The following is a 23,414-nucleotide window of genomic DNA, read 5'->3' as shown; positions in this document are numbered from 1 at the left end:
GTCCTCTCAACGAATTCGGCTGTCCGGAGCAGGCTCGACGCATGGAAAACAACGCCCTCCCCCGAATCGCCGTCATCCACGCCTCCGCGCAGGGATCGACCCGCGAGATCGCCGAATTCATCGCCTCGGACTTGGCCGGACGCGGCGCGACCGTCGAGGTCGCCGATATCGAACACGCGCCCGATCTATCGCGTTTCGACGCGGTCGTCATCGGTAGCGCCGTACACAATATGTCGCTGCTGCCGTCGGTGCCCGAGTACATCGCCAACCACCACGGCGATCTGGCCGCACGCGATGTGTGGCTGTTCAGCGTCGGCCTCGGCCCCGCACTGGTGGGGCCGATCGGCCGGCGGGTCGCCCGCGCTGTCCCGAAAAAGATCGCCGCCGTGCGGGATTCGCTCGCGCCGCACGAATACCGGGCGTTCGCAGGGCATTACGAGCGCGCCGGCGTCTCGCTACCGGCCCGCGCCATGTACCGCATGCTCGGCGGCCCCCGCTACGGCGATCTGCGTGACTGGAAGGCGATCATCACCTGGACCGAGGCCATCGCACAGACGCTGCATCTGCCGCAGCCGAAGTACACTCCGTCCCACCCCTGAGCAGTACCGTGTAAGCGGGCTCACTTCGGTTGTGTGCCACCGTCTCCGCCCGCGTGGGTCTGTGCGGGTCGTGCCGATACGCCGTTCCACACCGACCCCGACCCGGACTCCCCGATCCGGTACACCTGCACCGTCGCGGCAATGCTCGCGGCGATGGTCAGGACCGCGACCGCGCCGACCAGCACTCGGGACAGCGAACGTCCGCGACCTTCCCGGACATGGACCACCGCTACGAGCCCGGCGCCGATCAGCAAGGGGAGGGCGAAGTAGATGAAGGTGTCGCCGAGATGAGTGTGGTTCTGCAGGTTCGGATTACGCCCGACCCGCTGCTCCAGCCATTCACCGGCGTCGGTGGTGATCGGAGTCATGACCACGACACCCGCGGCCAGCACCAGGCTGAGCCAGACCAGGCGGCGGCGCGCCGCGGGCCACACCGCACACAGCGTCGCCAGTAGTGCGGTCAACGGCACCAGCACCACGATGAAGTGAACGAGCAGGATATGAGCCGGTAGACCATTGAACGTCGCCATGGAGAACTCTCTCGCGTACGGAGTGGACGATCAAAGCTTTCACAGCATTGCTGTGACGACGCTGAGGGCCGGCGATGAGAGTCCTGCGGCCCGCGCCCACACCGTGACGGCGGGGAGCGCTCCCGATGTCCGAATAGACTGTGATTGCAGCACGGCCAACCGCGCCGACATGATCACAAGAGGACAGGCGGACCACGGTGGATCCTCAAGATGACTCCTACTCGGTACGCGATACCTTGTCGCAATTGCGGCTTCGGGAACTACTCTCCGAGGTCAAGGACCGGATCGAGCAGATCATCGATGCCCGCGACCGGATGGACGGCCTGGTCGAGGCGATGCTCACGGTGACCTCCGGGCTCGATCTCGATCAAACGCTGCGCACCATCGTGCGCACCGCCATCAGCCTGGTCGACGCCCGCTACGGGGCGCTCGGCGTGCGCGGCAGCGACCAGCAGCTCACCCAGTTCATCCACGAGGGCATCGACGCGATCACCGCGGCCCACATCGGCGATCTGCCGGAGGGGCGCGGAGTGCTCGGCTTGCTCTTGAAGCACCCGACACCGATCCGGCTGGAGGTGCTGGCCGATCACCCGGCTTCGGTGGGCTTTCCCGCCAATCACCCACCGATGCAAACCTTTCTGGGCGTTCCGATCCGGATTCGCGAGGAGATCTTCGGAAATCTTTATCTGACCGAAAAATCCGGTGGCCAGCTGTTCACCGAGGACGACGAAGTCATCGTGCGCGCGCTCGCCGCCGCGGCCGGAACGGCCATCGACAACGCTCGGCTGTATGAATCGGCCCGGAGCCGACAGGCGTGGATCGAGGCGACCCGCGATATCGCCACCGACTTCCTGGCCGGAACCGATCCAGACGAGGTGCTCGCGCGGCTGGTGGTACACGCCCGCAAACTGACCCAATCGGAGCAGGTTTTCCTCGCGGTCAGCGATGATCCGGAGTGCCCGCCCGAAGAGGTCCCCGAGCTCCGGGTCTCGCAATGGTCGGGTATCGGCGAGGCCCCTACCACACTGGTCGCCCACACCACCGACACCGAGATCGGGCGGGCGTTCGTCGGGGGTATCCCGCTGCGATTCGACAATGTCACCAAGATCGACCTGGGCAAACCGATCGCCGACGCCGGGCCGGCGCTGATCCTGCCGCTGCACGCGCAGGGCTCCACCTTCGGTGTACTGGTCATGGTGCGGCCGGCCTCGGCGCCACTGTTCGACGACGAAATCCTGGAATTGGCAGCCGCTTTCACCGATCAGGCGGCACTGGCCATTCAGTTGGCCGAAGCGCAGCAGCGGATGCGCGAACTTGACGTCCTCACCGATCGTGACCGGATCGCACGCGATCTGCACGACCACGTCATCCAGCGCCTCTTCGCGGCCGGGCTGACGCTGCAGAGCACCGCCGCTCGCACCCGGGCTCCCGAAGTGCGGCAACGCATTTCGGATGTCATCAATGACCTCCAGGATGTCGTTCAGGAGATCCGCACCTCGATTTTCGATCTACACGGCGGCAACAGTCAGAGCACCCGGCTACGCCAGCGCCTGGAACAGGTGCTCAAACAGCACACCGGCCAAATCGATATGCGCACCTCGCTGCGCATCTCCGGGCCGCTGTCGGTGGTGGAAGCCGAACTGGCCGACCACGCCGAAGCGGTCGTACGAGAAGCGGTGAGCAATGCGGTGCGCCATTCGGGAGCCGAAACCCTCACCGTGACAGTCGAAGTGGCCGATGATCTGACCATCGTCATCTCCGATGACGGCTGCGGCGTCCCGGACAACATCACCTCGAGCGGCTTGCGGAATCTTCAGCACCGCGCCGAAGAGGTCGGCGGCGAGTTCGCCATCACCCGCAATGCCGACAATCACGGCACCAGGCTGCGCTGGTCGGTGCCGCTGAGCTGACTCAACCCTCGCGCACCACGATCGTCGGGCAGTCGACGCTGTGCAGTACCGCCGCGCTGGTGGAGCCGAGCAGCATACCGGTGAAACCGCCGCGACCGTGGCTACCCACGACCAGTAGTTGCGCGTTCTCCGATTCGTCGAGCAGTGCGCGAACTGGCCTGTCCATCACCAGGATTCGGCGCACCGGCACATCCGGGTAGCGCTCGCCGAAGCCCGCGAGCCGCTGCGCGAACTCCTCGTCCTCCTGCTCGCGTACCACATCCCAGCCGGGCAGTGGAATCCCGCCGACATCGCTCCAGGCATGCAGTGCGGTCAACCCGACCTTGCGGAACGAGGCCTCCTCGAAAGCGAGCTCGAGGGCGGGCACGCTGTTCGGCGAGCCGTCCACACCGACCAGCACGGGTTTGACGACCGAGACCGGATCGGCGGCGGCGTTCGCCTGGATCACCGCGACCGGGCAGTGCGCGTGCCGCGTCACCGCGGTACTCACCGAACCGAGCAGTCCCTGACGCAGCGCGCCCAGACCGCGACTGCCCAGCACCATCATCCGGGCATCGCGGGACTGCGCCAGCAGGTACGAAACGATCGGTTCCAGGGTCACTTCCGTCGTGATGACCACGCCCTCCACCGCTCCGCCGGCGCGTGCGACCCGGCTCGCCTCGGCGACGACCCGCTCACCATCGGTGAACAGCCACTGCAGATCCGAATCCGTCAGTACCGCCCCCGGTCCGAATCCTGAGGGCACCGCCACCGAGGTGACTATCCGCAGCGGGCTACCGTGCAGGCTCGCGTCCACCGCCGCCCAGGCCGCGGCCTGATACGAGATGGCGGAGCCGTCGACCGCGACCACAATCGGCGGATTGAGTTGCCGCGTTGTCGAATCGCTGTGTTCGGTCATGATGTTCTCTCCTCATCCGAGATGTCGCTGGGTATCGGCGCCGTGCACGGGTTCGCCGTTCATGCCGTGGCCGCCGATTCGAGCGGGCGCACGACCTCTTGCAGGGGCAGTCGCGGTGACGGCGAGATCGCGGCCGCGCTGCTGACCGCCCAGCCCATCCGGATCATCAGCTGTGGATGGCCGAAGCCGCCCAGAATGTCCGCGCGGATCTTCTCGCGCAATCGCGGCAGCTCCAAAGGTTCGGTGAGCGGGCAGGTGGCCAGCCCGAACGCGGTGGCGGACAGCAGTACCGCACTCGCGGCCTCACCCGCCCGCAGCCAACCCATCAGATCGTTGGAACTGGTGGCCAGCACCAACATTCGCGATGCTTCATCGGTATCGTGCACGATCGCTTCGGGCAGTCGCGGATCTCCGAACGGCCGGACCCTCGGATCCGTCGATGCCACCGCGTTACGGGCCGGCACACCATACGACTGGGCGTGATGCCCACTCCATTCGCTCAGTTCCGCCAAGTAACCGGGATCGTGGGCATGTTCGTCCGCGGCTTGCGCGAATATGCGGGACAGCCGGGTCCGCTCGCCGGTGGCCTCGACCTCGTGCACCGCGACGCCCGGTGCTTTGCCCGCGGCCATCACCTTGGCGACCTGCGCCGAGGGCACCTCCCAGGAGGTGAATCGGCGGCGGTCGCTGCGCCGGGTGGAGATAGCCCGCGCCAGTCGCACCGACTCCGGGTCGGGCACCGCGTGCCGCAGTTCCACTGCCGCCAGGTGACGCGGATCGGCCGGATTCGGGAATCGGTGCACGACCGTCTCCCAGCCGAACGCCCGCAGCGCCACGCGCAGATGATGCAGTGCCGCACCGCAACTCAGTACGAGTTCGCGGCTGTCGGGATCGGTGTGCGGCAGCCGCCGACCGCAATCGGCGTACAGCTGCACGGTGGAATCGCCGACCCGCCACGACCACGGCTGGCTGTTGTGGACCGACGGTGCGCGCACCGCCAGGGTCAGCGCCGCCCGCACGGTTTCGGGATCGGGATGCGTTCTCGACATCGTTTGTCCTTCGGAAGGATTCGGGTGGCCATTCGGGTTCAGCATGGCGCAGTCGGCGGCCGGGAAGGATGGCCGAAAGTCACCGGATGCCGGGACGTGGGGCCATGCTCAGGGTTGGCGTACGACCAGGACCGGGCAGGAGGCGGTGTGCAGCAGGGCGGTACTGACCGAACCGATGACCATGCCGGAGAAACCGCTGCGGCCGTGGCTGCCCACAACCAGCAATTGCGCGCCCTCGGCATGCTCGAGCAGCGCCCGCACCGGGGTATCGCAGGCGATGTACCGTTCGAACCGCACATCCGGGTAGCGTTCGGCGAAACTCTCGAGGCTCCTGCTCAACAGCACCTCCTCGGTCTCGCGAATCACGTCCCAGCCGACCACCGGCAGGTCGAAGCCGCTGGAGTCGCTCCAGGCCCGGACCGCGATCAGCGGAGCCTTGCGCCGCGACGCCTCCTGGAATGCCAGCTCGATGGCGGGCAGGCTGTTGGCGGTGCCGTCCACTCCGACCACGATGGGCTTGCCGTCGGTGTCCGCACCGGTCTTCGCCACACCGTGCACCACGGCGACCGGGCAGTGCGCGTGCCGCGAGAGCGCGGTGCTCACCGATCCGAGCAGGGCCCGGCGGATGGCGCCGCGACCGCGGTTGCCCACGACCAGCATGCGGGCCTGACGCGAGCGGTCCAGCAATGTCGGTGTGATCAGCTCGAAGGTGAGTTCCGTTGTCACAGCGAGGGTTCCGCTGGGCGCGGCATGCCGGGCGACCTCCAGCGCCTCGGCCAGCACCCGCTCGCCCTCGCTGCGCAGGGCCGATTTCTCGGCCGCACTCAGCGCCGACCTCGACTCCAGCTCGTGCACAATGCCGAACGAGGTGATGATGTGCAGCGGACAGCGCAGCAACTCGGCCTCGACTGCCGCCCAGGCCACCGCCTGGTACGAGATCTCCGAGCCGTCGGCTGCGGCCACAATGGGTTGATTGACAGAATCCGTTGCGGGAACGGCGTTCTCGGTCATGATGCCTCCTGACGCGGTGATACCTAGAGCATCCCGCGCGGCCCCGCGGCAACCCAGGGAACAATGTCACCACCCGTCCGGGCCGTCGGGCTCCAGATCACCTGCCCGAGGAACCGGCTCGACAGCGTCATCACAGGGCATCGGGGAGGTTGCGGGCGGCGGTCAAGAGTTCGGCGATGGCACCGTGGATTCCATCGGCGAGCGTGCGCAGGTCCGGGTTGGTGTCGTAGTCACCGGTGATGCCGAAATTGAGTTGATCGTGGTAGCTCAGGATGGCTATTCCGGTGCGCAGGCGCATGGCGATGGGGACCGCGGGGAGCAGGGACAGCACCTCACGGCCGTGCACGGTCAAAGCGTGCGGCGGGCCGGGGATATTGGTGGCCAGGGCGGTGATGCCGTGTTGCGGGATGAGGGAGAGCAGTCGCACGGTCCAGGCGATCGGGGCGAAGGGGAGCCAATCGGCTAGGCCCATCACCGACTTCTCCGCCTGCGCTTCGCCGCGCGATTTGTGCGCGGTCATGAGGTCGTGGATCAGCGACAGTCGTTGCACCGGATCCTCGAGGTGGACCGGCAGCGCGGGGATCATGACCGAAACCCGGTTGTCCAGAACGTATTTCGCGTCGGCGGCGCGCATGGAGACCGGGACCAGGATGCGCACGGTATCTTCGGCGGGTTGTTCACCACGCTGCAGCAGCAGATCCCGGTAGGCCGAGGCCAGGGCGGCGAGAACCACATCGTTGACGGTCGCGCCGAAGGCTTTTCCTATCTCCCGCACCTCGGTCAGTGAGGTGCGGGCGGCGATATAGCGGCGCTGCTGTCCGATGGAACCGTTCAGCGAGGAGTCGGTGGCCGAGGCCAGGGTCGCCGCAGCCAACGGGATCAGGCCGCGTATCACGCTCACCGCGTGCCGCGGCAAATCGAACGGTAGCCGGATTCCCTTCACCGCCCAGGCGAGCCAATTCACCGCCGGCTGTGCGCCATTCGCGCCGCCGGACTCAACGGCTTCCATACCGTCGCAGAAGGTCGAGAGCAGTGTGACGCCGGAGACACCGTCGACCATACTGTGATGCGCCTTGACGAACAGCGCCCAGCGGTCGCCGGTGAGCCTCTCCACGACAATGCACTGCCACAACGGATGGTCTCGATCCAGGCGCTTCTCCAACTCGGCCGCGACGAAGTCGAACAGCGCGCTGTCGTCGGCGGGCTCGGGCAGCGCGGTCCAGTGGATGTGATGCGCCAGATCGAAATTCGGGTCCTCCTCCCAGACGGGAGCGGTCAGATCGAACGGCGCGCGGCGCATCTTCTGACGCAGCCTCGCATTGGCGGCGATGCGCTCGCCGAGTACTTCGGCGAACTCCGCACGCGTCGGCGGTGTGCCGGAAATGATTGCGACAGCACCGATTCCGAGACTGATGTGCCGGTCGGAGTCCTCGAGTTCGATGAACCCCGCGTCCAGCGGATGTAATTCGGTCATGATCGACACCTGAGATCGAATTGTATAAAGACACCTCAATCGTGGCGCCACCCACCGACCCGGCGGCAGAAGCGAAAGTAACCACTCCGAGTGACCGACGTCACGCCGATATCAGATCGCGATGACGGAATCGGTACAGCGCCGGCGCGAACAATCCCGCGCCGATCACCGTCAGTACCGCAACCGGGGTAAAAGCCAAGTCCTGCATGGGAACCCGAGCCAATGCGTGGAAGGGCGACAGTGACAGCGTCCAACCGGGAGCCTGCAACGCGGTCCCCACGTTGTCCCACAGGAACGCCGCCGCCACCAGCGCGTACATGCTGCTGACCGCCCGGGGCGCGAGCGCCAGCACCGCCGTCGCGCACCCCACCGTCACCACGACCAGCGGCAGGCTGTTGACCGAGGCCAGCAGGAGTGAGCTCGCCCGGATCCGCTGTCCGGTGAGCGCGGCGCCGACCCACATCGATCCCGCCGCGATCGCGGTCAGCGTGGCCGCCAGTGCGATCGCCAGCACGGCTCGCCCGCACTGCCACCCGACGCGTGAGCGTGGCATGGCCAGCAGTAGTTCCAGCCTGCCCGTGGCCTCCTCACCCCTGGCCGCCACAATCAGCGTCACCGCCAATAGCGCTGCCAGCAGCTGGATCAGCGAATAGAGCGCCGAGACGAACCCGTCGACGGCGAGCTGCTCGCCGAAGAATTGGGCATACATCGGGGTGTGTCGCAGGAATTCCAGCACCGTCTTGATCAGCCCGCCCATCAGCAGCGCGTACAGCGTGGTGCCGGCGAACCAGAAACTCAGCTGCGGCGTCTCATCGCGCAATGCCGCCTGCCATGGCGAACCCAGTAGTAGCCGGCGCGGTGGCCTGCTGTCGTGTGCGCCCAGCAACCCGCGCCCGATATCTCGGGTGCCGAGCAGGCACAGCGCGATCAGAATCGGCAGGGCCGTCGCCAGCACGATCACCGTCAGCACGATCGGCGACGGCGCGGCAGGCGGGCGCAACTCCTCGAACCAGCCCAGCGGGGTCAGCCGGCGCAGCCAACTCATCCCCTCCCTCACATCGGCGGGCGCGCGAACCAGGAAGGCGGCCACCAGGATTCCCGCCGCGAGCAGCCGCGCGGCGCGCGCGGTGGGGGCCAGCTGACTGGTCAGTGCCGCGACCGCGGCGAAGAACAGAGCGGGCAGCATCAGTTGCAGGCCGAGCTCTGCGCAATTGGCGAAGGTGAGCAGATGCTGTGGCAACCCGACCGCCGCGAGCGCGATCACCATCACCGCACCGATGATGACCGTTTGCACGGCCGTCGCCGTCAGCGCGGCGGCGAACCAGCGCCGCCGCGGCTGCACACCGCTGAGCACCAATTCACCACGCCCGGCGTCCTCTTCACCGCGCAGTGCGCCGGAGGTGATGACAACCGCCCACATCGCCATGATGATGCCGGCGCTGGTCATGGTCCGCCACGCCACCCAGCCCGCCGGATCGGCGATATCGAACGGATAGCCGTACAGCACTCGCAGCGCGCCATTGTTCACCAGCGGCGCGAGCATGGTGGTGCGGGTGGACCGGTCCGGGAAGGCGGCGACATAGGTCTGCAGGGCGGCGACGCAGAATATCGCCATCAGAATGGCCATGGCCGCCAAGGAGATTCGGTTGACGCGCAGCCGAGCCCGCACCAGTACAACCAGGCCGGGAAGTGCCGCGCCGTTCATCGGACCTGCTCCGGCGTGCTCGAGCGCCCCGTGCCGTCGTGGTAGTGAATCACGAAGAGCTCCTCGAGGCTGGGCTCGCGGCTGTCGATGGTCGTTACCGGCATCCGGGTCAGCGCGGCCAGCAGCGGACCCATTTCACCGCGAACCTCCAGCGCCACATGATGATCGGCGGCTACGGCGACCTCCACCCCGGACAGTCGGCGCAGCGGATCGAGGTCGACGCCGGACTCGGCGAAATTCACCTCGACCGTGCGGGCCGACAGATGCCGCAGTTGTGCCAGCGTGCCCTCGTCCACGAGGCGACCGGCCCGCAGAATGCCGACCCGGTCGCAGACCGCCTCGACTTCGCTGAGCACATGCGAGCACAGGAAAATCGTCTGGCCGCGGTTCCGCGCCTCGGTGACGGTTTCGCGAAAAGCGGCTTCCATCAACGGATCCAGACCCGAGGTCGGTTCGTCGAGCACGAGAATATCGGCCCGGGTGGCGAAGGCGGCGACCAATTGCACCTTCTGCCGATTGCCTTTGGACAGTGCGCGAATCTTCTTGTCCGGATCGAAATCGAAGCGCTCGATCAGCGTGTCGCGATAGCCGCGGTCGCACCCTCCGCGCAGATTCTCCAGATACTCGAAGGTCTCCGCGCCGGTCAACCCGGGCCACAGTGTCGCCTCCGATGCCACGTAGGCGCAATGCCGGTGCGCGGCAACAGGATCGGCCCACGCATCGCATCCGGCGAGTCGCACGCTGCCGCTGCTCGGCCGATGCAGCCCGAGTAGCAGGCGGATCGTGGTGGTCTTGCCCGCCCCGTTCGGACCCAGGAATCCATAGATCTCGCCGCGGGGGATATCCAATTCGAGCCCGTCCAATGCGAGCGTGCTCTCGTATCGTTTCGTCAGGCCGTGCGCCTCGATGACACCCATGACTCACCTCCGACCGGTGGGGACCCCACCCATTCTCGGCGCAACGGCACCCCCCGAACCACGGGACAAGGTCACCAACCGATCTCACCGGGCAGCGAATACGCCGCAGGCCCAACGCCGCCGACGCCGGGACCTTCGCCCCTCCCGGCCCCCGGGCCGCACACGCGACGCTGAGAGGAGTGGACACACCGACGATCGGAGCCATAATGGGCGACTACGTGGCCGGCCTGAACGAACTGCGATTGGCCGATGCCGATCGCGCCGGCGGCAAGGGCGCGAATCTGGGCGAACTGGTATCGGCGCAATTGCCGGTGCCACCCGGATTCGTGGCATTGAAATCCTGCTACGAGGAGGTGATCACCTCCGGGCCACACGGAGTCGAACTCGACAAGCTGCACACCCAGGCCCTGGAGGTCGCGCGGGACGCGACCGCGGCCGAGGGGCGGCAGCTCGACGAACTCTGCATTCGCATGCGCGAACTCGTGCACGCGACTCCCATGGCGCCCGAGGTCCGCGCCGCCCTGCTCGGCGCGTATCACCGGCTCGGCGACGAGGTCGTGGTCGCGGTGCGCTCCTCCGCCGTCGGCGAGGACAGCGCGACCAATTCCTTCGCGGGAATGAATCTCTCGCGCACCAATATTCACGGCGAGGACCAGCTGATGCGGGCGCTATCGCGCAGACGATTCAAGGCGATGTCCTGTTGCGCGGACTGGGCGCCGCCCCGGGTGCGGCCAGCGGGCTGGTACGCGTGCTGCGTTCACCGGCCGAGGGTTCGACGCTGCGCGACGGCGAAGTGCTCGTCGCCCCGATGACCAATCCCGATTGGCTGCCCACCATCTCCCGCGCCGCCGCGCTGGTCACCGACAGCGGCGGCCTGACCTGTCACGCGGCCATCGTGGCGCGTGAGCTCGGCGTGCCCTGTGTGGTCGGAACACGCACCGCCACAATGCCCTCGGTGGTGTACCGCCTGCCCGAATACGTGGGCATGGGTATCGACGGTGTCTCCATCGGCAGCAATGACCTGACCCAGCTGATGCTGGGCGTGGACCGGGATTCGGAGAACTGCGCCGAATTGTTCGACGAATCCGATGCCGCGGTGCTCGATGCCATCGGGAGCATCATCTCCACCGCCAACCGCCTCGGCATCACCTCATCGCTGTGCGGGCAGGCCCCGTCCACACGCCCGGAATTCGCCGAGCACCTGGTGCGCATGGGCATCACCTCGGTCTCGGTGACCCCCGACGCCATAGCCCGGACCCGACGAATGGTCGCCGCGGCGGAACGCCGACTCCTGCTGGAGAACGCCCTGCACCACCGGTGACACCACCCCCGCAGTTCTGAATAAAGGAGCATTCGATATGCGCGCCATGGTCTTTCACGGTGCCGGACAGAAGTCCTGGGACGAAGTCCCCGACCCCACCATCCAAGCTCCCACCGACGCGATCGTGCGGGTCGACGCGGTGACCATCTGCGGCACCGATCTGCACATTCTCAAGGGTGACGTACCCGAGTTCACGCCGGGGCGGATCCTCGGCCACGAAGCCGTCGGCACCATCGTCGAGGTCGGCTCGGGCGTGCACACCCGCCGGGTGGGCGAGCGAGTCCTGTTGTCCTGCATCAGTTCCTGCGGCGCGTGCCGCTTCTGCCGGGAGGGCCGCTACGGCCAGTGTCTGGGCGGCGGCGGGTGGATTTTCGGCCACCTCATCGACGGCACCCAGGCCGAACTGGTCCGGGTCCCCTTCGTCGACACCTCCAGTCATCCGATCCCCGAATCGATTACCGACGAGCAGATGCTCATGCTCGCCGATATTCTGCCCACCAGTTACGAAGTCGGCGTCCTCAACGGCGCTGTCACACCGGGTGACACGGTCGCCATTATCGGCGCGGGCCCGATCGGCTTGGCCGCCATCGCCACCGCGCGGCTGTACAGTCCGGGCCACATCATCGCGATCGACCTCGCCGACAGCCGACTCGAGGCCGCTCAAAAGATCGGTGCCGATGTCATCGTCAACAGCAGCCGGGAGAATCCGCTCGATATCGTCCGTGAACTCACCGGCGGACTGGGCGCGGATGTCACCATCGAGGCGGTCGGTATTCCCGAAACCTTCGAGACCGCGGTGGAACTCGTGCGCGCGGGCGGGCACGTGGCCAATATCGGCGTCCACGGCAAGCCGGCGACCCTGCACCTGGAGAAGGTCTGGATCAGCGATCTGACCATCACCACCGGCCTGGTCGACACCTACTCCACCCCGAGGCTCATCCAGCTCATCGCGACCGGCCGTCTCGATCCGTCCGCCCTGATCACCCACCATTACACGATGAACGAATTCGAGACCGCCTATGAGACATTCGCGCACGCCGCCGAAACCGGCGCGCTCAAAGTGGTCGTCACGGCCGAGCACTGACCCGCTGTGAATGCCACAATCCTCGCGTGAATCCGTTGGTACGTATCAGTCGTGTGGTGGCCGCGTTCCTGCTGGTGCTGCTGGCGGGCACGGTCGGCTATCTGATGTTGGGGTTCGGATTCCTCGACGCGCTGTATCAGACCGTGACGACCATTGCCACGGTCGGATTCCGTGAGGTCCACCCGTTGTCCCCGACCGGCCAGGTGTTCACCATGGTGCTCATCCTGGTCGGTGCGGGCACCGTGTTCTATATGTTCGGGGTCCTGCTGGAGGCCCTCATCGAAGGACATCTGCGCCAGCATCTGGAACGGAGACGAATGGACCGCCGGATAGACCGGATGCGCGGGCACATCATCGTGTGTGGGTGGGGCAGGGTGGGCTGTTCGACCGCGCAGTATCTGCAGAGCCTGGGCAAGACCATCGTGGTGGTGGATCGCGATCCGGAACGGTTGCAGGACATCGAATATCCGAACATTCTCGGCGATGTCACCGATGACAGTGTGCTCGAAGCCGCGGGTATCGCGCACGCGCACGCCTTGATCGCCGCCCTGGACAGCGATGCCGACAATGTCTATGTGACCTTGTCCAGCCGCGCGATGCGCGACGATCTGGTGATCATCGCGCGGGCGCGAACCGAAGGCTCGAAGTCCAAACTTCTTCGCGCCGGGGCGAATCGAGCGGTCAATCCCCAATTGATCGGCGGTCGTCGAATGGCGGCGTTCGCGCTGCAACCCAATGTGGCCGAATTCCTGGACGTCGTCATGCACGACGACAGCCTGGAATACCGGATCGAGGAGATCACCGTCGGCGCGCAGTCACAGCTGATCGGCCACTCCCTGACGAACACCGCTCTGCGCCGCACCACAGGCGCTTTGGTAATGGCCCTGCGTGCCCCCGACGGCCGATTCATCGCCAATCCCACCGGCGAAACCCAACTCCACGCCGATTCCATTCTGATCGTCCTGGGTACCCCCACCCAGCTCGACGCGGTACGCGCCCACGCCGTCGGCTGACCGCCGATGTGGAGCCTGCGCCGCCGGGCACTACGATTCGCGTCGTCAGCTGGATTTCAATCAGGAGGGTTCTTTCATGGCGCGCAAGGTCATCGTCGAGATGGTGGACGATTATGACGGCAAGTCCACCGCGGTCGAAACAGTGCAGTTCGCTGTCGACGGCATCGACTATGAGATCGACCTGTCCGACCTCAACGCCGCCGCCCTGCGCGGAGTGTTCGAGCAGTGGACCTCCAACGCCCGCAAGACGTCCCGCACGTCCCGCACCAATGTGGCCAAGCCCCGCCCGGCCGCCGACCGCGAGCAGACCCAGGCCATTCGAGATTGGGCCCGCCAGAACGGATTCGACGTCTCCAGCCGCGGACGGGTGCCGTCCGAGATCTTGGCGGCGTACAACAAGTCCGCCGCTTAAAGACCTGTGTGGCGCTCCTCGAACTCCCGCACGGCAGCGGCTACGGCACCAGGACTGCCGCACCCGCGAAACGTCCATGTGCCAGATCGGAGAGCGCCCGGTCGGCCTCCCGGAGGTGATACCGGTGCACCGTCACTTCGAGATGATGTTCCGCGGCGAATGCCAGGAATTCACGGGCATCGTCCCGGGTGTTGGCGGTGACCGACCGAATCTCCTTCTCCTGGAATAGGTGTCGCTGATAGTTCAGGATCGGGATATCACTGAGATGGATGCCCGCGATGGACAGCACTCCACCTCGGTCGAGAGCCTCCAGTGCGGGCAGGACGAGCTCGCCCACCGGGGCGAACAGGATGGCGGCATCGAGCGCCACGGGCGGCGGGTCCGCGGCCCCCTGAGCAGAGCTCGCGCCCAATTCCAGCGCGAGCGACTGCGCGGCCGAATCTCGGGTCATCACATGGACTTCCGCGCCCCGCGCGAGAGCGACCTGTGCGGCGAGATGGGCGCTGCCGCCGAAACCGTAGATCCCCAATCGCCCGCCCGGACGGAGCGACGCGCGCTCCAGCGCCCGGTAGCCGATGATCCCGGCACACAGCAGCGGAGCGAGCTCGGCATCGCTGTAGCCACTCGGCAATCGGTGCGCGAAAGCCGCGGGGACCGTTGTGCGTTCCGCATATCCGCCATCGGCATCCCAGCCGGTATACCGCGACTCCGGACACAGGTTCTCCGCGCCACGCAGACAGTAGCGGCACCGCCCGCAGGTATACCGCAACCAGGCGATCCCCACCCGATCCCCCACCCGGAATCCCCGGGTATCCCCCGCTCCGAGCGCCACCACCTCCCCCACCACCTCGTGCCCCGGCACCACCCCGACCTTGTGCGGCGCCAGATCTCCCTCCGCCACATGCAGATCCGTCCTGCACACCCCGCAGGCCAGCACCCGCACCAGCAGTTCCCCGGCATCCGGCTCCGGGTCCTGCACATCCTCGAACCGTATGGGCCCGTCCTCGATCGCCCCGGGCCGCTCGACACGCCACGCTCGCATCCCCCGAGGGTAGTTCGCGCAATGGCCTCCGGGTCGGCACCGGGCCGCTAACCGCTGAATCTGGCGGTGAACAGCATTGCCGGATCACCCAGGCGGTGACGCGGCTGATCTGGGTCATGGCGAGCCGCCGTGCCAGTCGGCTGCCGATCAGGCCGCCGCACAACAGCATCGGGCTCATGATCGCCGCGTTCCGCAGGTCGGTTCCGCTGAATTGCCCGTGCACGGCCAGGGTCGCGGCACTGACGACGGAGATGATGAGGAAGATTGCCGAGAGGGTGGCGCGGAGTTCGGCGGGGTTCGTGGGGCGGTAGGCCAGCGAGAGTGGGGGCCTGGCAAGGCTGCCAACACCGAATCGAACGGTGTCGATAACCAGGGTTCGACAACGTTTTAAGCAGTCCTTGCCTTCGGGCGGTAGCAACACCGACCGGCAATGCCGATGAGTCAGGTAGTAGGCGAGCGCCGTTTCATCGCCCGCGCAACCCTTTTCAGTCCCGCGTCGCACAGTTCGATCAGCCGGCGCCGTTCCTCGTCCGCGAATTGGGCGGTTTCCACTTCGGAGCGCAATCGTGCGAGCCGGTTCTCGAGAGTGCCGACTTCCCCGAGAGCCAATGCCTGGCGTGCGTCGAGGAGTGCTTGGCGGATACGGTTTTCCAAATCGTCCATCATCAACCACCTCCCGGGTCCAGGGATGCGGCGTCATCGGAGTGTCACCCGTGCCCGGGCTACGCCGACTCCGGTTCCGCCTCTCCACGATACGCCGCCCATCATCGGATAGGCCGCGAATCCGTTCGCCTGCAACGCGTTTCGTGACCCAGGCTCCGGCGGCACCGGCACGCACCACTACATCGGCGAATTCGGCACGCCTGGAAATCGATCTCATGTTCAACGCCATCGCCGAGGTGATGCCGGCCTGCGCCAAATCGCCGACCTGGGAGGTGTAGTCACACCCTGTAGCGACCGATCCGCGTCAACGAGCTGGAATCGGAAAGACCGCGAAGGTTCCCAGCGCCTTGGCGACCAGACGATCCCCGTTACGAATGTCCGATTCGAGGGCGATCACCCGCTTTCCTCTGTTGATCACCCTCGATTCGCACTCCACCACGCCCTCGCGGACCACGGCGAGGTAGACGATCTTCACCTCGATGGTGGCGCAGGACTCGCCTTCGCCGAGCACACAGTAAACGGCCGCGCCCATCCCCTGGTCGGCCATCGAATACATCACCCCGCCGTGCAGCACGTGGTGCGGATTGAGGTGTTCCGGGGCCACGGTGAGTCGGCCGACGCTGCGGGCGCCGGCGCGATCGAACTCGACCATGTCCAGGCCGATGAGCGCGCCGAAGCCGCCGTCGAGATTCGCTGGGATCGTCATGATATCGGCAGCGTAGCGCTTGGCCTGCCGGTCGACCATGCCGAATACCGTGCGGCCCATAGAAAGCTGCCGTCACCATGGTGGGCAGGGTGGCGCCGTGCCAGGTACTGCGAGTCGTGGACGGCTTCCAGCACACATTGCCGGACGGGTCCTCGAACGAGATCATCGCCTTTCGCGGTCACGGGTCAGACCATCGTGTCGGTGATCGGGAGACCGAACGCGTGGGTGCCATACATGAGGTAGGCGCGCTCGGCATCGTTCGCCGCGTGTACTCGGCCGGCGTGTGCGTCACGCCAGAAGCGCTGCAGCGGAGTGCCATTGGCGAGCGCGGTCGCGCCCGAGGCCTCGAACAGCTTGTCAACCGAGGAGATGACGCGGCCGGTGGCGCGGACCTGGTCGCGCCGGGCGCGAGCGCGCACGTCGAACGGAACATCCTCGCCGCGCAGCAGGTAGGCGTACTCGTCGGCGACATTGCCCGAGAGCTGACGCCAGGCGGCGTCGATGTCACTGGCGGCCTCGGCGATACGCACCTTGCCGAACGGATCGTCCTTGGCGTTCTCACCGGCGTAGGCGGCGCGTACGCGCTTGCCCTGGTGCTCCACATGCGCGTCGTAAGCGCCGTAGGCCATTCCGACGATGGGGGTGGAGATGGTGGTGGGATGGATGGTGCCCCACGGCATCTTGTACACCGGATCGGTATTCTGCTCCAGGCCAGGCGATTTCAGCTCGCCCATGGCACGGAAGCTGAGGAAACGGTGCTTGGGTACGAACACGTTCTCCACCACGATGGTGTTGGAGCCGGTACCGCGCAGACCGACCACGTTCCAGACGTCGTCGATTCGGTATTCGCTGCGAGGAATGAGGAATGAGCCGAAGTCGACCGGCTTGCCGTCCTTGATGACCGGACCGCCGACGACCACCCACTCGGCGTGCGAGGAACCCGAGGAATACCCCCACGAACCGGTCACCCGGTAGCCCCCGTCGACCACGCTGCCCGCGCCCATGGGCGAGTAGGAGGACGCGATGCGCGTATCCGAGTCCGCGCCCCAGACATCGTGCTGCGCTTGCTGATCGAACAGCGCCAGGTGCCAGTTGTGGATGCCGAGGATGCCCGCCACCCAACCGGTGGAGCCGCACGCGCTCGCGATCTTGCGGACCGTGTCGTAGAAGACGACCGGATCGGCGGCGTGGCCGCCCCACTGGCGGGGTTGCAGAAGCCGGAAGAAGCCCGTCTCCTGTAAGTCTTTGATCGATTCGTCTGGTATGCGCCGCAGGTCCTCGGTTTCCTGTGCGCGTTCTCGCAACATGGGAAGCACTGCCTCGACACGATGGATTATCTGCTGGGTCATCTCGCCGGATGCTCCTGAACGGTAGGTGGCGGCCGGTACCCCGAGCGCCACGGAACTAGAACACGTTCTCATCACTATCAGGCATGACGAGACCTGAGATCAGCGGAGGAAGTTACTGAACTCTAGGGACTTTTGGCCATTGTCGAGACCAATACGGATGGCCCAAAATTGCACAGTTCTGCAACCTGTTCTAGTTGTATCTGGGAGATGCTGATGGCGACGCCCCCGCAAGGGCCCCGCGGAAAGATCCGCGAAATCGACGTGGGCTCCATGCCCACCCGCTATGCCCGCGGCTGGCACTGCCTGGGCCTGGCCAGCGCCTTCCGCGACGGTAAACCGCACGCGGTCAAGGCTTTCGGCACCAAACTGGTCGTCTGGGCCGACAACGCCGGTGATTTGAAGATACTCGACGCCTACTGCCGGCACCTCGGCGGCGACCTGGCCATGGGTGAGATCAAGGATGGCGCTGTCGCCTGTCCATTCCACGACTGGCGCTGGGGCGGCGACGGAAAGTGCAAGGACATTCCCTACGCGCGGCGCGTACCACCGCTGGCCCGCACGCGCACCTGGCCCACGCTCGAACGCAATGGGCAGCTGTTCGCTTGGCATGACCACGAGGGCAGTAAACCCACCGACGCGGTGACAATCCCCTACATCGACGGGCCGTACACCGACGCCACCGGCGACAGCACCGAAACCCACAGTTCCGACTGGACCCCCTGGACCTGGAACTCGATCCTGATCGAGGGCTCCAACTGCCGGGAGATCATCGACAACATCGTCGATATGGCGCATTTCTTCTATATCCACTACGCCTTCCCCACATATTTCAAGAACGTCTTCGAAGGCCATATCGCCACCCAGTTCCTGGAGACCAAGGGCCGTCCCGACATCGGAATGGCCACCAAGTACGCGGGTGACACACTGCTGAAGTCGGAAGCCTCGTACTACGGACCGTCCTACATGATCAATCCGCTGACCAATGCCTACAGCGGCTTCGAGACCAAGAGTGTGCTGATCAACTGCCACTACCCGGTCACTCAGGACTCGTTCGTGCTGCAATACGGAATCACGCTGGAGAAACCCCAGGGCTTACCGGATGAGGCGGCAAACCAGTTGGCGGCCGCCATGGTCGAGGGGATCGGCGTCGGCTTCCTCCAGGACGTCGAGATCTGGAAGCACAAGTCCAAGATCGAGAATCCATTGCTGTGCGAGGAAGACGGTCCGGTATACCAGCTGCGCCGCTGGTACGAACAGTTCTATGTGGACGTCGCCGATATCGACCCGAAAGCGCAGCGGCGCTTCGAATTCGAGGTCGACACCAGCAAAGCCAACGAAGCATGGGAGGCCGAGGTAGCCCAAAACATGCGCCGCAAACACGAGGCCGAGGCGGGCACTCGATATGAACACATCTGATCGGAGGGAGGCCGCCAAGAGGTAAGGCTTCCCGCCCCGGATGGCGAGCGACATGTTGCCCCGCACCTCGGTGCGGGGCAACATTCGTGGCGCGGCCTTGACCGCAGTGTCCTTGTCCCCGTTACCCGGTCACCGGTAGTCCAACTCCTCCGCTCCCAACCGAGTGCGGTTCCGTTGTCACGTGTTTGATTGCCGCTAGACGCTCGCGACTTCCGCCCGGCGTGCCGAGTCCACGGCGATCTCCGCGGCCCAGTCGCGGATGGCGTCCCAATCCCTGAGGTCACCGAAGCGGCGTCCGCCGAGCAGGAAATAGCGCAATTGCGCTCGCACAGGCATTTTGCCGCGCTCGCACCGCCCGGCGAAAGCCCTGTACCCGCGCACCGCCAGCGCGTCGCGCACGGTCGCGATCTGCTTCGGTACCGCACGCGCCCACCGCCGGCCGATCCGTCCGGCGGACAGCGCCGGAGCGATGCCCATGCTGAACAGCCACACATCCGGCGACGTGAGCTGTTCGAGCCGCTGGTACACGAAAATGACGAAGGGCTTCATCAGTGCCTCGTGATACACCGGACTGCCGAGTACCACCGTGTCGAACTCGGACAGGTCAGGCACCTGATGACCGATCGGGACCACCCGCACCACCACATCCGGCGATTCCAATGCCGCACCGATGAATTCGGCGACTTCTCCGGTCGTCCCTCGACCCGTCGCGTACACCACGGCGATATGCCGCACTCTCGTACCCATGCCCGCCAGCTTGCTGGCAGCAGGCCGCCCATTCCAGGGACTGGATGCCCATGGCGAAGGGACCAAGGTCATCGAGCGCGGCTGTACCACCGGTTCCCCGGGACGCTCACGCACTCGTCTGTCGAACGACCGGCTGATCCGTTCCGGCGCAACATGATCCACCGTGCGGATCTTCTTGACACTTTTGCAACGGCACCTGGAACAGCGGGAGATGGTCGAACTCGGATGGATTGACGAGGCCGGAAACCCCAGCCAAGGCACCGCAGCCGGACTGTGGGCAGCCACGGGCCGAATATCGGCGAAGCGCACCTTCCCCCCAACCCGATGTTTGGCGAGATGCGTTGGCCGACTTGATATCAGAACTGCACCAACCACAGCGGAGACGCTGATTGCGACGGCGAGGATGAAGTCCACGGCGAGTCCTCCCGGTAGTCCGATAGGCGGCGGCACCGGTGCGACCACTGCGGATCGCCGAAAACGGAGGGTGGTTCGACGCCACTTAACACCGGTGCTGCATTCGAGAGTGCGGGTTTCGATGCGGGTAATTCGAGTACATAAGCGTCTAAATGCGAATAGCTTCCGGCTCACGCCGACTACGGACTTGGGAGCGACCTATGGTGGAGGTCGAGTGGACGGCGCGCGAGATTCGCGCGCTGCGAGCGGTTCTGAAAATGAGCAGGCCCGAGTTCGCCCGCCGCGTCGGCGTGGCCAAACGAACCCTGTCGTTATGGGAGTCCGGCGAAACGGGGCAGTTGCAGGCGGCCAGTCGGCGTCTGCTCGACGAGGTCCTGGCAGGCATCACGCCCGAGCAATCCCGTTGGTTCTCGGACGTGCTCACGGTGGCACCTACCGGGCATCCTGGACAGGACGAACAATCGCACGGCAACTGGACCGGCGCCGCGCCCACTGGCGAATGTGGTTTGTATGCATGGGAAGTCGACGATGACGTGAGACGACGCGAATTCGGGAAGACGGCTGCCGCCGGTGCGGCGGTCATGCTCCTGGGCGGGCAGGACCACATCGGCATGAGTGATGTGCGCCGACTACTCACCGGTATCGACGCCCTCGAACGGGAAGATCAGACATCCGGCGGTGCGGCCCTGGTCGACTTCGCTGTCGGGCAGCTGGCCCGGCACAAGAACAAACTCGATACGGGCGCCTACGACAATGCCACAGGAAACGCGTACGCCAGCGCGACAGGGCAACTCGCCGTACTGACCGGCTGGCTCGCATACGACGTGGACCGGCATCCGCTGGCGCGCCGCTGTTACGCCGATGCCATGGCGCTTGGCACCGAGGCGGACGATTCCAACCTGATCGCGCACACCTGCCTGTATGCCGCCAACCAGTCCATCGCCCTCAGCCGCGTTGGAGCTGGAAGTCCTTCCCACGCACTCAAACTCATCGACCGCGCCCCGACGGCGAGCAGGCCGATCTGGTTGTGGCCAGCTTGCTCGGTGAGGGCCGGGTACTGCGTCCGACACCGGCCGTACCACGCACCGGACGCCGTCGGTATGGGCAACTGCGCAGACCGCACCCGCCAAGCAGCGGCGCGGCCGGTATCACCCCGACAGCGTGAGGCACCCCGCGAAGATGCTGCCCGACATCGTCCGCCACGCCGTGCAGACCTACACCCGCCCTGGCGATCTCGTCCTGGACCCGATGGTATCGGACTCGATCCCGGCACTCACATGCCGTTGACCTCGACGATCGGGGGCGGGTAGTCGCGGGCCAGGGTCGGTGCACGCCACGGCCGGTGCACGGCGCCGCCGGGGAGGTCGGCCAGTTCGGGGAGCCAGCGGTGGACGTAACTGCCGTCGGGGTCGTGCCGTTCGGCCTGCAGGATCGGGTTGAGGGTGCGGTTGGGGCGGGTGTCGGTGCCGGTACCCGCCGCCCACTGCCAGTTCAGCTGGTTGTTGGCGAGGTCGGCGTCGACCAGCCAGCGCAGGAAGTGGGCCGCACCGATCCGCCAGTCGACGCGCAGGGTCTTGGTGAGGAAGCTCGCGGCGATCAGCCGGGCCCGGCCCGGCATCCACCCCTGGGCGAGCAGTTGGCGCATCGCGGCGTCGATCACGGGGAATCCGGTGCGGCCCGCCCGCCAGGCATCGGCCGCGTGCGGGTCGTCGCGGGGCGGAGCCGGTGGCGGCCGGTAATCGGTCCACGCGAGTTCGGTTCGGGCCGCCAACATTTGGTGCTGGAAGTCGCGCCAGGCCAGCTGCCGGGCGAAGGCATAACCGCCGGGTTCGGACAGGTCGGTGCGGTGCACGAGCTCGGCGGCCGACAGGCAACCGAAATGCAGATAGGGCGACAACCCGGAGGTCGCATCGGCGGCCAGGTCGTCGGCGCGCTCGGCGTACTGCTCTACGGGCCCGGACAGCCAGGCACGCAACAACTCTCGCGCGCTGGTCTCACCACCGACGGACAGCTGGGGCGAACCCGGCGCCACGGACAGCTCGGCTACCGTCGGTAGCCGGCCGGGATCCAAGTCGGGCACCGACAGCGAGTCCGGGGCCGGGTGCACGGTCCGGATCGGGGTCTCGAGCCAGCGCCGGAAGTACGGCGTGAACACCGCGAAATGCGCTCCGCCGGAAGACGGCCGGAGTTCGCCCGGCGGCACCGCGGTCACCGAGGCGTGTTCGTACAGCGGAATGCCTTGCGCGGCAAGCCGTTCGCGCAGGCACCTCGCTCGCTGAGCGCTGTACCGGCTGACATCCGCGGCGATGTGCACGCCGCCGGCCCCCACCTCGGTGGCCACCCGCTCCACCTCGGTCACCACCTCACCGCGCCGCATGATCAGCCGCGCACCGCGAGCGCGCAATTCGGCGTCCAGCTCGGACAGCGCCGCCAGGAGAAATCCGATTCGGTTGGGCAACACCGGTTCCCGGCCGAGGATCGCGTCGTCCAGCACGAACAGCGGCACTACCTGGGCGCTCGCGCGGGCGGCGGCGCACAGCACCGGATTGTCGTGCACCCGCAGGTCCCGGGTGAATACCGCGACCGTGACGCGGCCCGAACCCACGAGAGCGGCGGTGTGGATCATCGAGCTCCTTCCGCGACGACGGACCCGGCGCCGGAACCACAGCCACCGAGAGATAGGTCCCCAGTCTAGCCAAACTTCGATGCATAATCGATTCAAACGAACAGGAGGACCGGAATGCGATCGACAGCGGCACCACGAATCGCCGGATTGGTGACAGCGGCCTACGGCGCGGCCGTCGCCGCCCGGCCCGCCGTCCTGCTCGGCCCCTGCGGATGGTCGGCCGAGGACGGCCGCCGGCGAATGCTCGCACGCACACTGGGCTGGCGGGACCTGCTGTCCGGGGCCGCATTGATATCGGCACCCCGCCCGGGCCCGCTCCGGGCCGCGATCCTGGTTCGCGTGGGAGCGGATCTGTGCGACACCCTCTTGTTCGCCGTCGCGCTGCGTGGCACTCCGCAGCGCAACCGGGCCGTAGTGGTCGCGGCGAGCTGGGCGGTACTGTGTGCCGCCACCTGGTTCACCGTCGGGTCCGGGCCGGCATCCCCGGCCGCCGCGGACCTGCCGGCCGAACGATCGGCACAATGAGCC

At 66.4% G+C, this 23,414-nt stretch carries 22 protein-coding genes and 3 pseudogenes; 11 read left to right on the top strand and 14 right to left on the bottom strand.

Features of this window, described 5'->3' with window-relative positions:
• Positions 1-41 precede the first annotated feature (41 nt).
• Positions 42-599, top strand: a complete 558-nt coding sequence (locus GFY24_RS09145; RefSeq protein WP_153804535.1) for a flavodoxin domain-containing protein — start codon at positions 42-44, stop codon at positions 597-599.
• Positions 600-619: 20 nt separating this feature from the next.
• On the opposite strand, the gene GFY24_RS09140 is transcribed toward GFY24_RS09145, so the two are convergent.
• Positions 620-1,129 carry a DUF2231 domain-containing protein gene (locus tag GFY24_RS09140; protein ID WP_153804534.1) on the bottom strand — a complete coding sequence of 170 codons (510 nt, stop codon included), beginning with the start codon at positions 1,127-1,129 and terminating at the stop codon, positions 620-622.
• A gap of 197 nt (positions 1,130-1,326) precedes the next feature.
• Between GFY24_RS09140 and GFY24_RS09135 the strand changes: the two genes are divergently transcribed.
• Complete coding sequence (locus GFY24_RS09135) at positions 1,327-3,039, top strand: GAF domain-containing sensor histidine kinase (protein ID WP_309230637.1); 1,713 nt, start codon at positions 1,327-1,329, stop codon at positions 3,037-3,039.
• A 1-nt stretch (position 3,040) separates the two neighbouring features.
• On the opposite strand, the gene GFY24_RS09130 is transcribed toward GFY24_RS09135, so the two are convergent.
• The 6 genes from GFY24_RS09130 to GFY24_RS09105 form a co-directional block, all read right to left on the bottom strand.
• The gene (locus GFY24_RS09130) at positions 3,041-3,937 is read right to left on the bottom strand and encodes a universal stress protein (protein ID WP_153804533.1); all 897 of its coding nucleotides are present in this window, start codon (positions 3,935-3,937) and stop codon (positions 3,041-3,043) included.
• 59 nt (positions 3,938-3,996) lie between these two features.
• Entirely contained in the window at positions 3,997-4,986 is a 990-nt protein-coding gene (locus tag GFY24_RS09125) for an Acg family FMN-binding oxidoreductase (protein ID WP_153804532.1), read from the bottom strand.
• A 108-nt stretch (positions 4,987-5,094) separates the two neighbouring features.
• Positions 5,095-5,997, bottom strand: coding sequence for a universal stress protein (locus GFY24_RS09120; RefSeq protein WP_153804531.1), 903 nt, complete (start codon positions 5,995-5,997; stop codon positions 5,095-5,097).
• A 130-nt stretch (positions 5,998-6,127) separates the two neighbouring features.
• Positions 6,128-7,471, bottom strand: a complete 1,344-nt coding sequence (locus tag GFY24_RS09115; RefSeq protein WP_153804530.1) for a wax ester/triacylglycerol synthase family O-acyltransferase — start codon at positions 7,469-7,471, stop codon at positions 6,128-6,130.
• 100 nt (positions 7,472-7,571) lie between these two features.
• Positions 7,572-9,176, bottom strand: a complete 1,605-nt coding sequence (locus tag GFY24_RS09110; protein WP_153804529.1) for a hypothetical protein — start codon at positions 9,174-9,176, stop codon at positions 7,572-7,574.
• Entirely contained in the window at positions 9,173-10,093 is a 921-nt protein-coding gene (locus GFY24_RS09105) for an ABC transporter ATP-binding protein (RefSeq protein WP_153804528.1), read from the bottom strand. Before GFY24_RS09105 ends, GFY24_RS09110 begins: the two co-directional genes overlap by 4 nt.
• A 206-nt stretch (positions 10,094-10,299) precedes the next feature.
• Here GFY24_RS09105 and GFY24_RS43615 point away from each other — a divergent pair.
• The 5 genes and pseudogenes from GFY24_RS43615 to GFY24_RS09085 all read left to right on the top strand — a co-directional run.
• Positions 10,300-10,743 (top strand): annotated as a pseudogene (locus GFY24_RS43615) (PEP/pyruvate-binding domain-containing protein); the annotation flags it as partial.
• A 38-nt stretch (positions 10,744-10,781) separates the two neighbouring features.
• Positions 10,782-11,414: pseudogene (locus tag GFY24_RS43610) on the top strand (putative PEP-binding protein); the annotation flags it as partial.
• Positions 11,415-11,451: 37 nt separating this feature from the next.
• Positions 11,452-12,498 (top strand): zinc-dependent alcohol dehydrogenase family protein, encoded by a 1,047-nt coding sequence (locus GFY24_RS09095; protein ID WP_153804527.1) that lies wholly within the window; start codon positions 11,452-11,454, stop codon positions 12,496-12,498.
• A 26-nt stretch (positions 12,499-12,524) separates the two neighbouring features.
• On the top strand, positions 12,525-13,511 hold the full coding sequence (locus GFY24_RS09090; protein ID WP_309230636.1) for a potassium channel protein: 987 nt from the start codon (positions 12,525-12,527) through the stop codon (positions 13,509-13,511).
• 76 nt (positions 13,512-13,587) lie between these two features.
• Positions 13,588-13,923, top strand: coding sequence for an Lsr2 family protein (locus GFY24_RS09085; protein WP_153804526.1), 336 nt, complete (start codon positions 13,588-13,590; stop codon positions 13,921-13,923).
• 40 nt (positions 13,924-13,963) lie between these two features.
• On the opposite strand, the gene GFY24_RS09080 is transcribed toward GFY24_RS09085, so the two are convergent.
• The 3 genes and pseudogenes from GFY24_RS09080 to GFY24_RS41750 form a co-directional block, all read right to left on the bottom strand.
• Positions 13,964-14,965, bottom strand: coding sequence for a zinc-binding alcohol dehydrogenase family protein (locus GFY24_RS09080; RefSeq protein WP_153804525.1), 1,002 nt, complete (start codon positions 14,963-14,965; stop codon positions 13,964-13,966).
• 94 nt (positions 14,966-15,059) lie between these two features.
• Positions 15,060-15,386: pseudogene (locus GFY24_RS43605) on the bottom strand (TSUP family transporter); the annotation flags it as partial.
• A 20-nt stretch (positions 15,387-15,406) separates the two neighbouring features.
• Positions 15,407-15,631: a hypothetical protein gene (locus GFY24_RS41750; RefSeq protein ID WP_228566110.1), complete on the bottom strand. Its 225-nt coding sequence runs from the start codon at positions 15,629-15,631 to the stop codon at positions 15,407-15,409.
• Between the two features lie 140 nt (positions 15,632-15,771).
• Between GFY24_RS41750 and GFY24_RS42875 the strand changes: the two genes are divergently transcribed.
• Complete coding sequence (locus GFY24_RS42875) at positions 15,772-15,906, top strand: hypothetical protein (RefSeq protein WP_255458622.1); 135 nt, start codon at positions 15,772-15,774, stop codon at positions 15,904-15,906.
• A gap of 26 nt (positions 15,907-15,932) precedes the next feature.
• Here GFY24_RS42875 and GFY24_RS09070 read toward each other — a convergent pair whose 3' ends face one another.
• The gene (locus GFY24_RS09070) at positions 15,933-16,373 is read right to left on the bottom strand and encodes a PaaI family thioesterase (protein WP_194852794.1); all 441 of its coding nucleotides are present in this window, start codon (positions 16,371-16,373) and stop codon (positions 15,933-15,935) included.
• A 146-nt stretch (positions 16,374-16,519) separates the two neighbouring features.
• Positions 16,520-17,683: a 3-hydroxy-9,10-secoandrosta-1,3,5(10)-triene-9,17-dione monooxygenase oxygenase subunit gene (gene hsaA / locus GFY24_RS09065; protein ID WP_153804523.1), complete on the bottom strand. Its 1,164-nt coding sequence runs from the start codon at positions 17,681-17,683 to the stop codon at positions 16,520-16,522.
• A gap of 213 nt (positions 17,684-17,896) precedes the next feature.
• Here hsaA and GFY24_RS09060 point away from each other — a divergent pair, with 213 nt between their 5' ends.
• Entirely contained in the window at positions 17,897-19,099 is a 1,203-nt protein-coding gene (locus GFY24_RS09060) for a Rieske 2Fe-2S domain-containing protein (RefSeq protein ID WP_153804522.1), read from the top strand.
• 195 nt (positions 19,100-19,294) lie between these two features.
• Here GFY24_RS09060 and GFY24_RS09055 read toward each other — a convergent pair whose 3' ends face one another.
• Positions 19,295-19,846 carry a flavodoxin domain-containing protein gene (locus tag GFY24_RS09055; protein ID WP_194852793.1) on the bottom strand — a complete coding sequence of 184 codons (552 nt, stop codon included), beginning with the start codon at positions 19,844-19,846 and terminating at the stop codon, positions 19,295-19,297.
• A gap of 614 nt (positions 19,847-20,460) precedes the next feature.
• Between GFY24_RS09055 and GFY24_RS09050 the strand changes: the two genes are divergently transcribed.
• Positions 20,461-21,570 (top strand): DNA-binding transcriptional regulator, encoded by a 1,110-nt coding sequence (locus GFY24_RS09050; RefSeq protein ID WP_153804520.1) that lies wholly within the window; start codon positions 20,461-20,463, stop codon positions 21,568-21,570.
• Here the strand turns inward: GFY24_RS09050 and GFY24_RS09045 are convergent.
• Positions 21,534-22,886 carry a deoxyribodipyrimidine photo-lyase gene (locus GFY24_RS09045; protein WP_153804519.1) on the bottom strand — a complete coding sequence of 451 codons (1,353 nt, stop codon included), beginning with the start codon at positions 22,884-22,886 and terminating at the stop codon, positions 21,534-21,536. The two genes, GFY24_RS09050 and GFY24_RS09045, sit on opposite strands and share 37 nt — an antisense overlap.
• A 114-nt stretch (positions 22,887-23,000) precedes the next feature.
• Here GFY24_RS09045 and GFY24_RS09040 point away from each other — a divergent pair, with 114 nt between their 5' ends.
• The gene (locus GFY24_RS09040; protein WP_194852792.1) at positions 23,001-23,411 is read left to right on the top strand and encodes a hypothetical protein; all 411 of its coding nucleotides are present in this window, start codon (positions 23,001-23,003) and stop codon (positions 23,409-23,411) included.
• The last annotated feature ends 3 nt before the right edge of the window (positions 23,412-23,414 follow it).

It is taken from the genome of Nocardia sp. SYP-A9097 (assembly GCF_009649815.1).
Classification (GTDB): Bacteria; Actinomycetota; Actinomycetes; order Mycobacteriales; family Mycobacteriaceae; genus Nocardia.
This window is presented reverse-complemented; position numbering and strand designations above follow the sequence as displayed.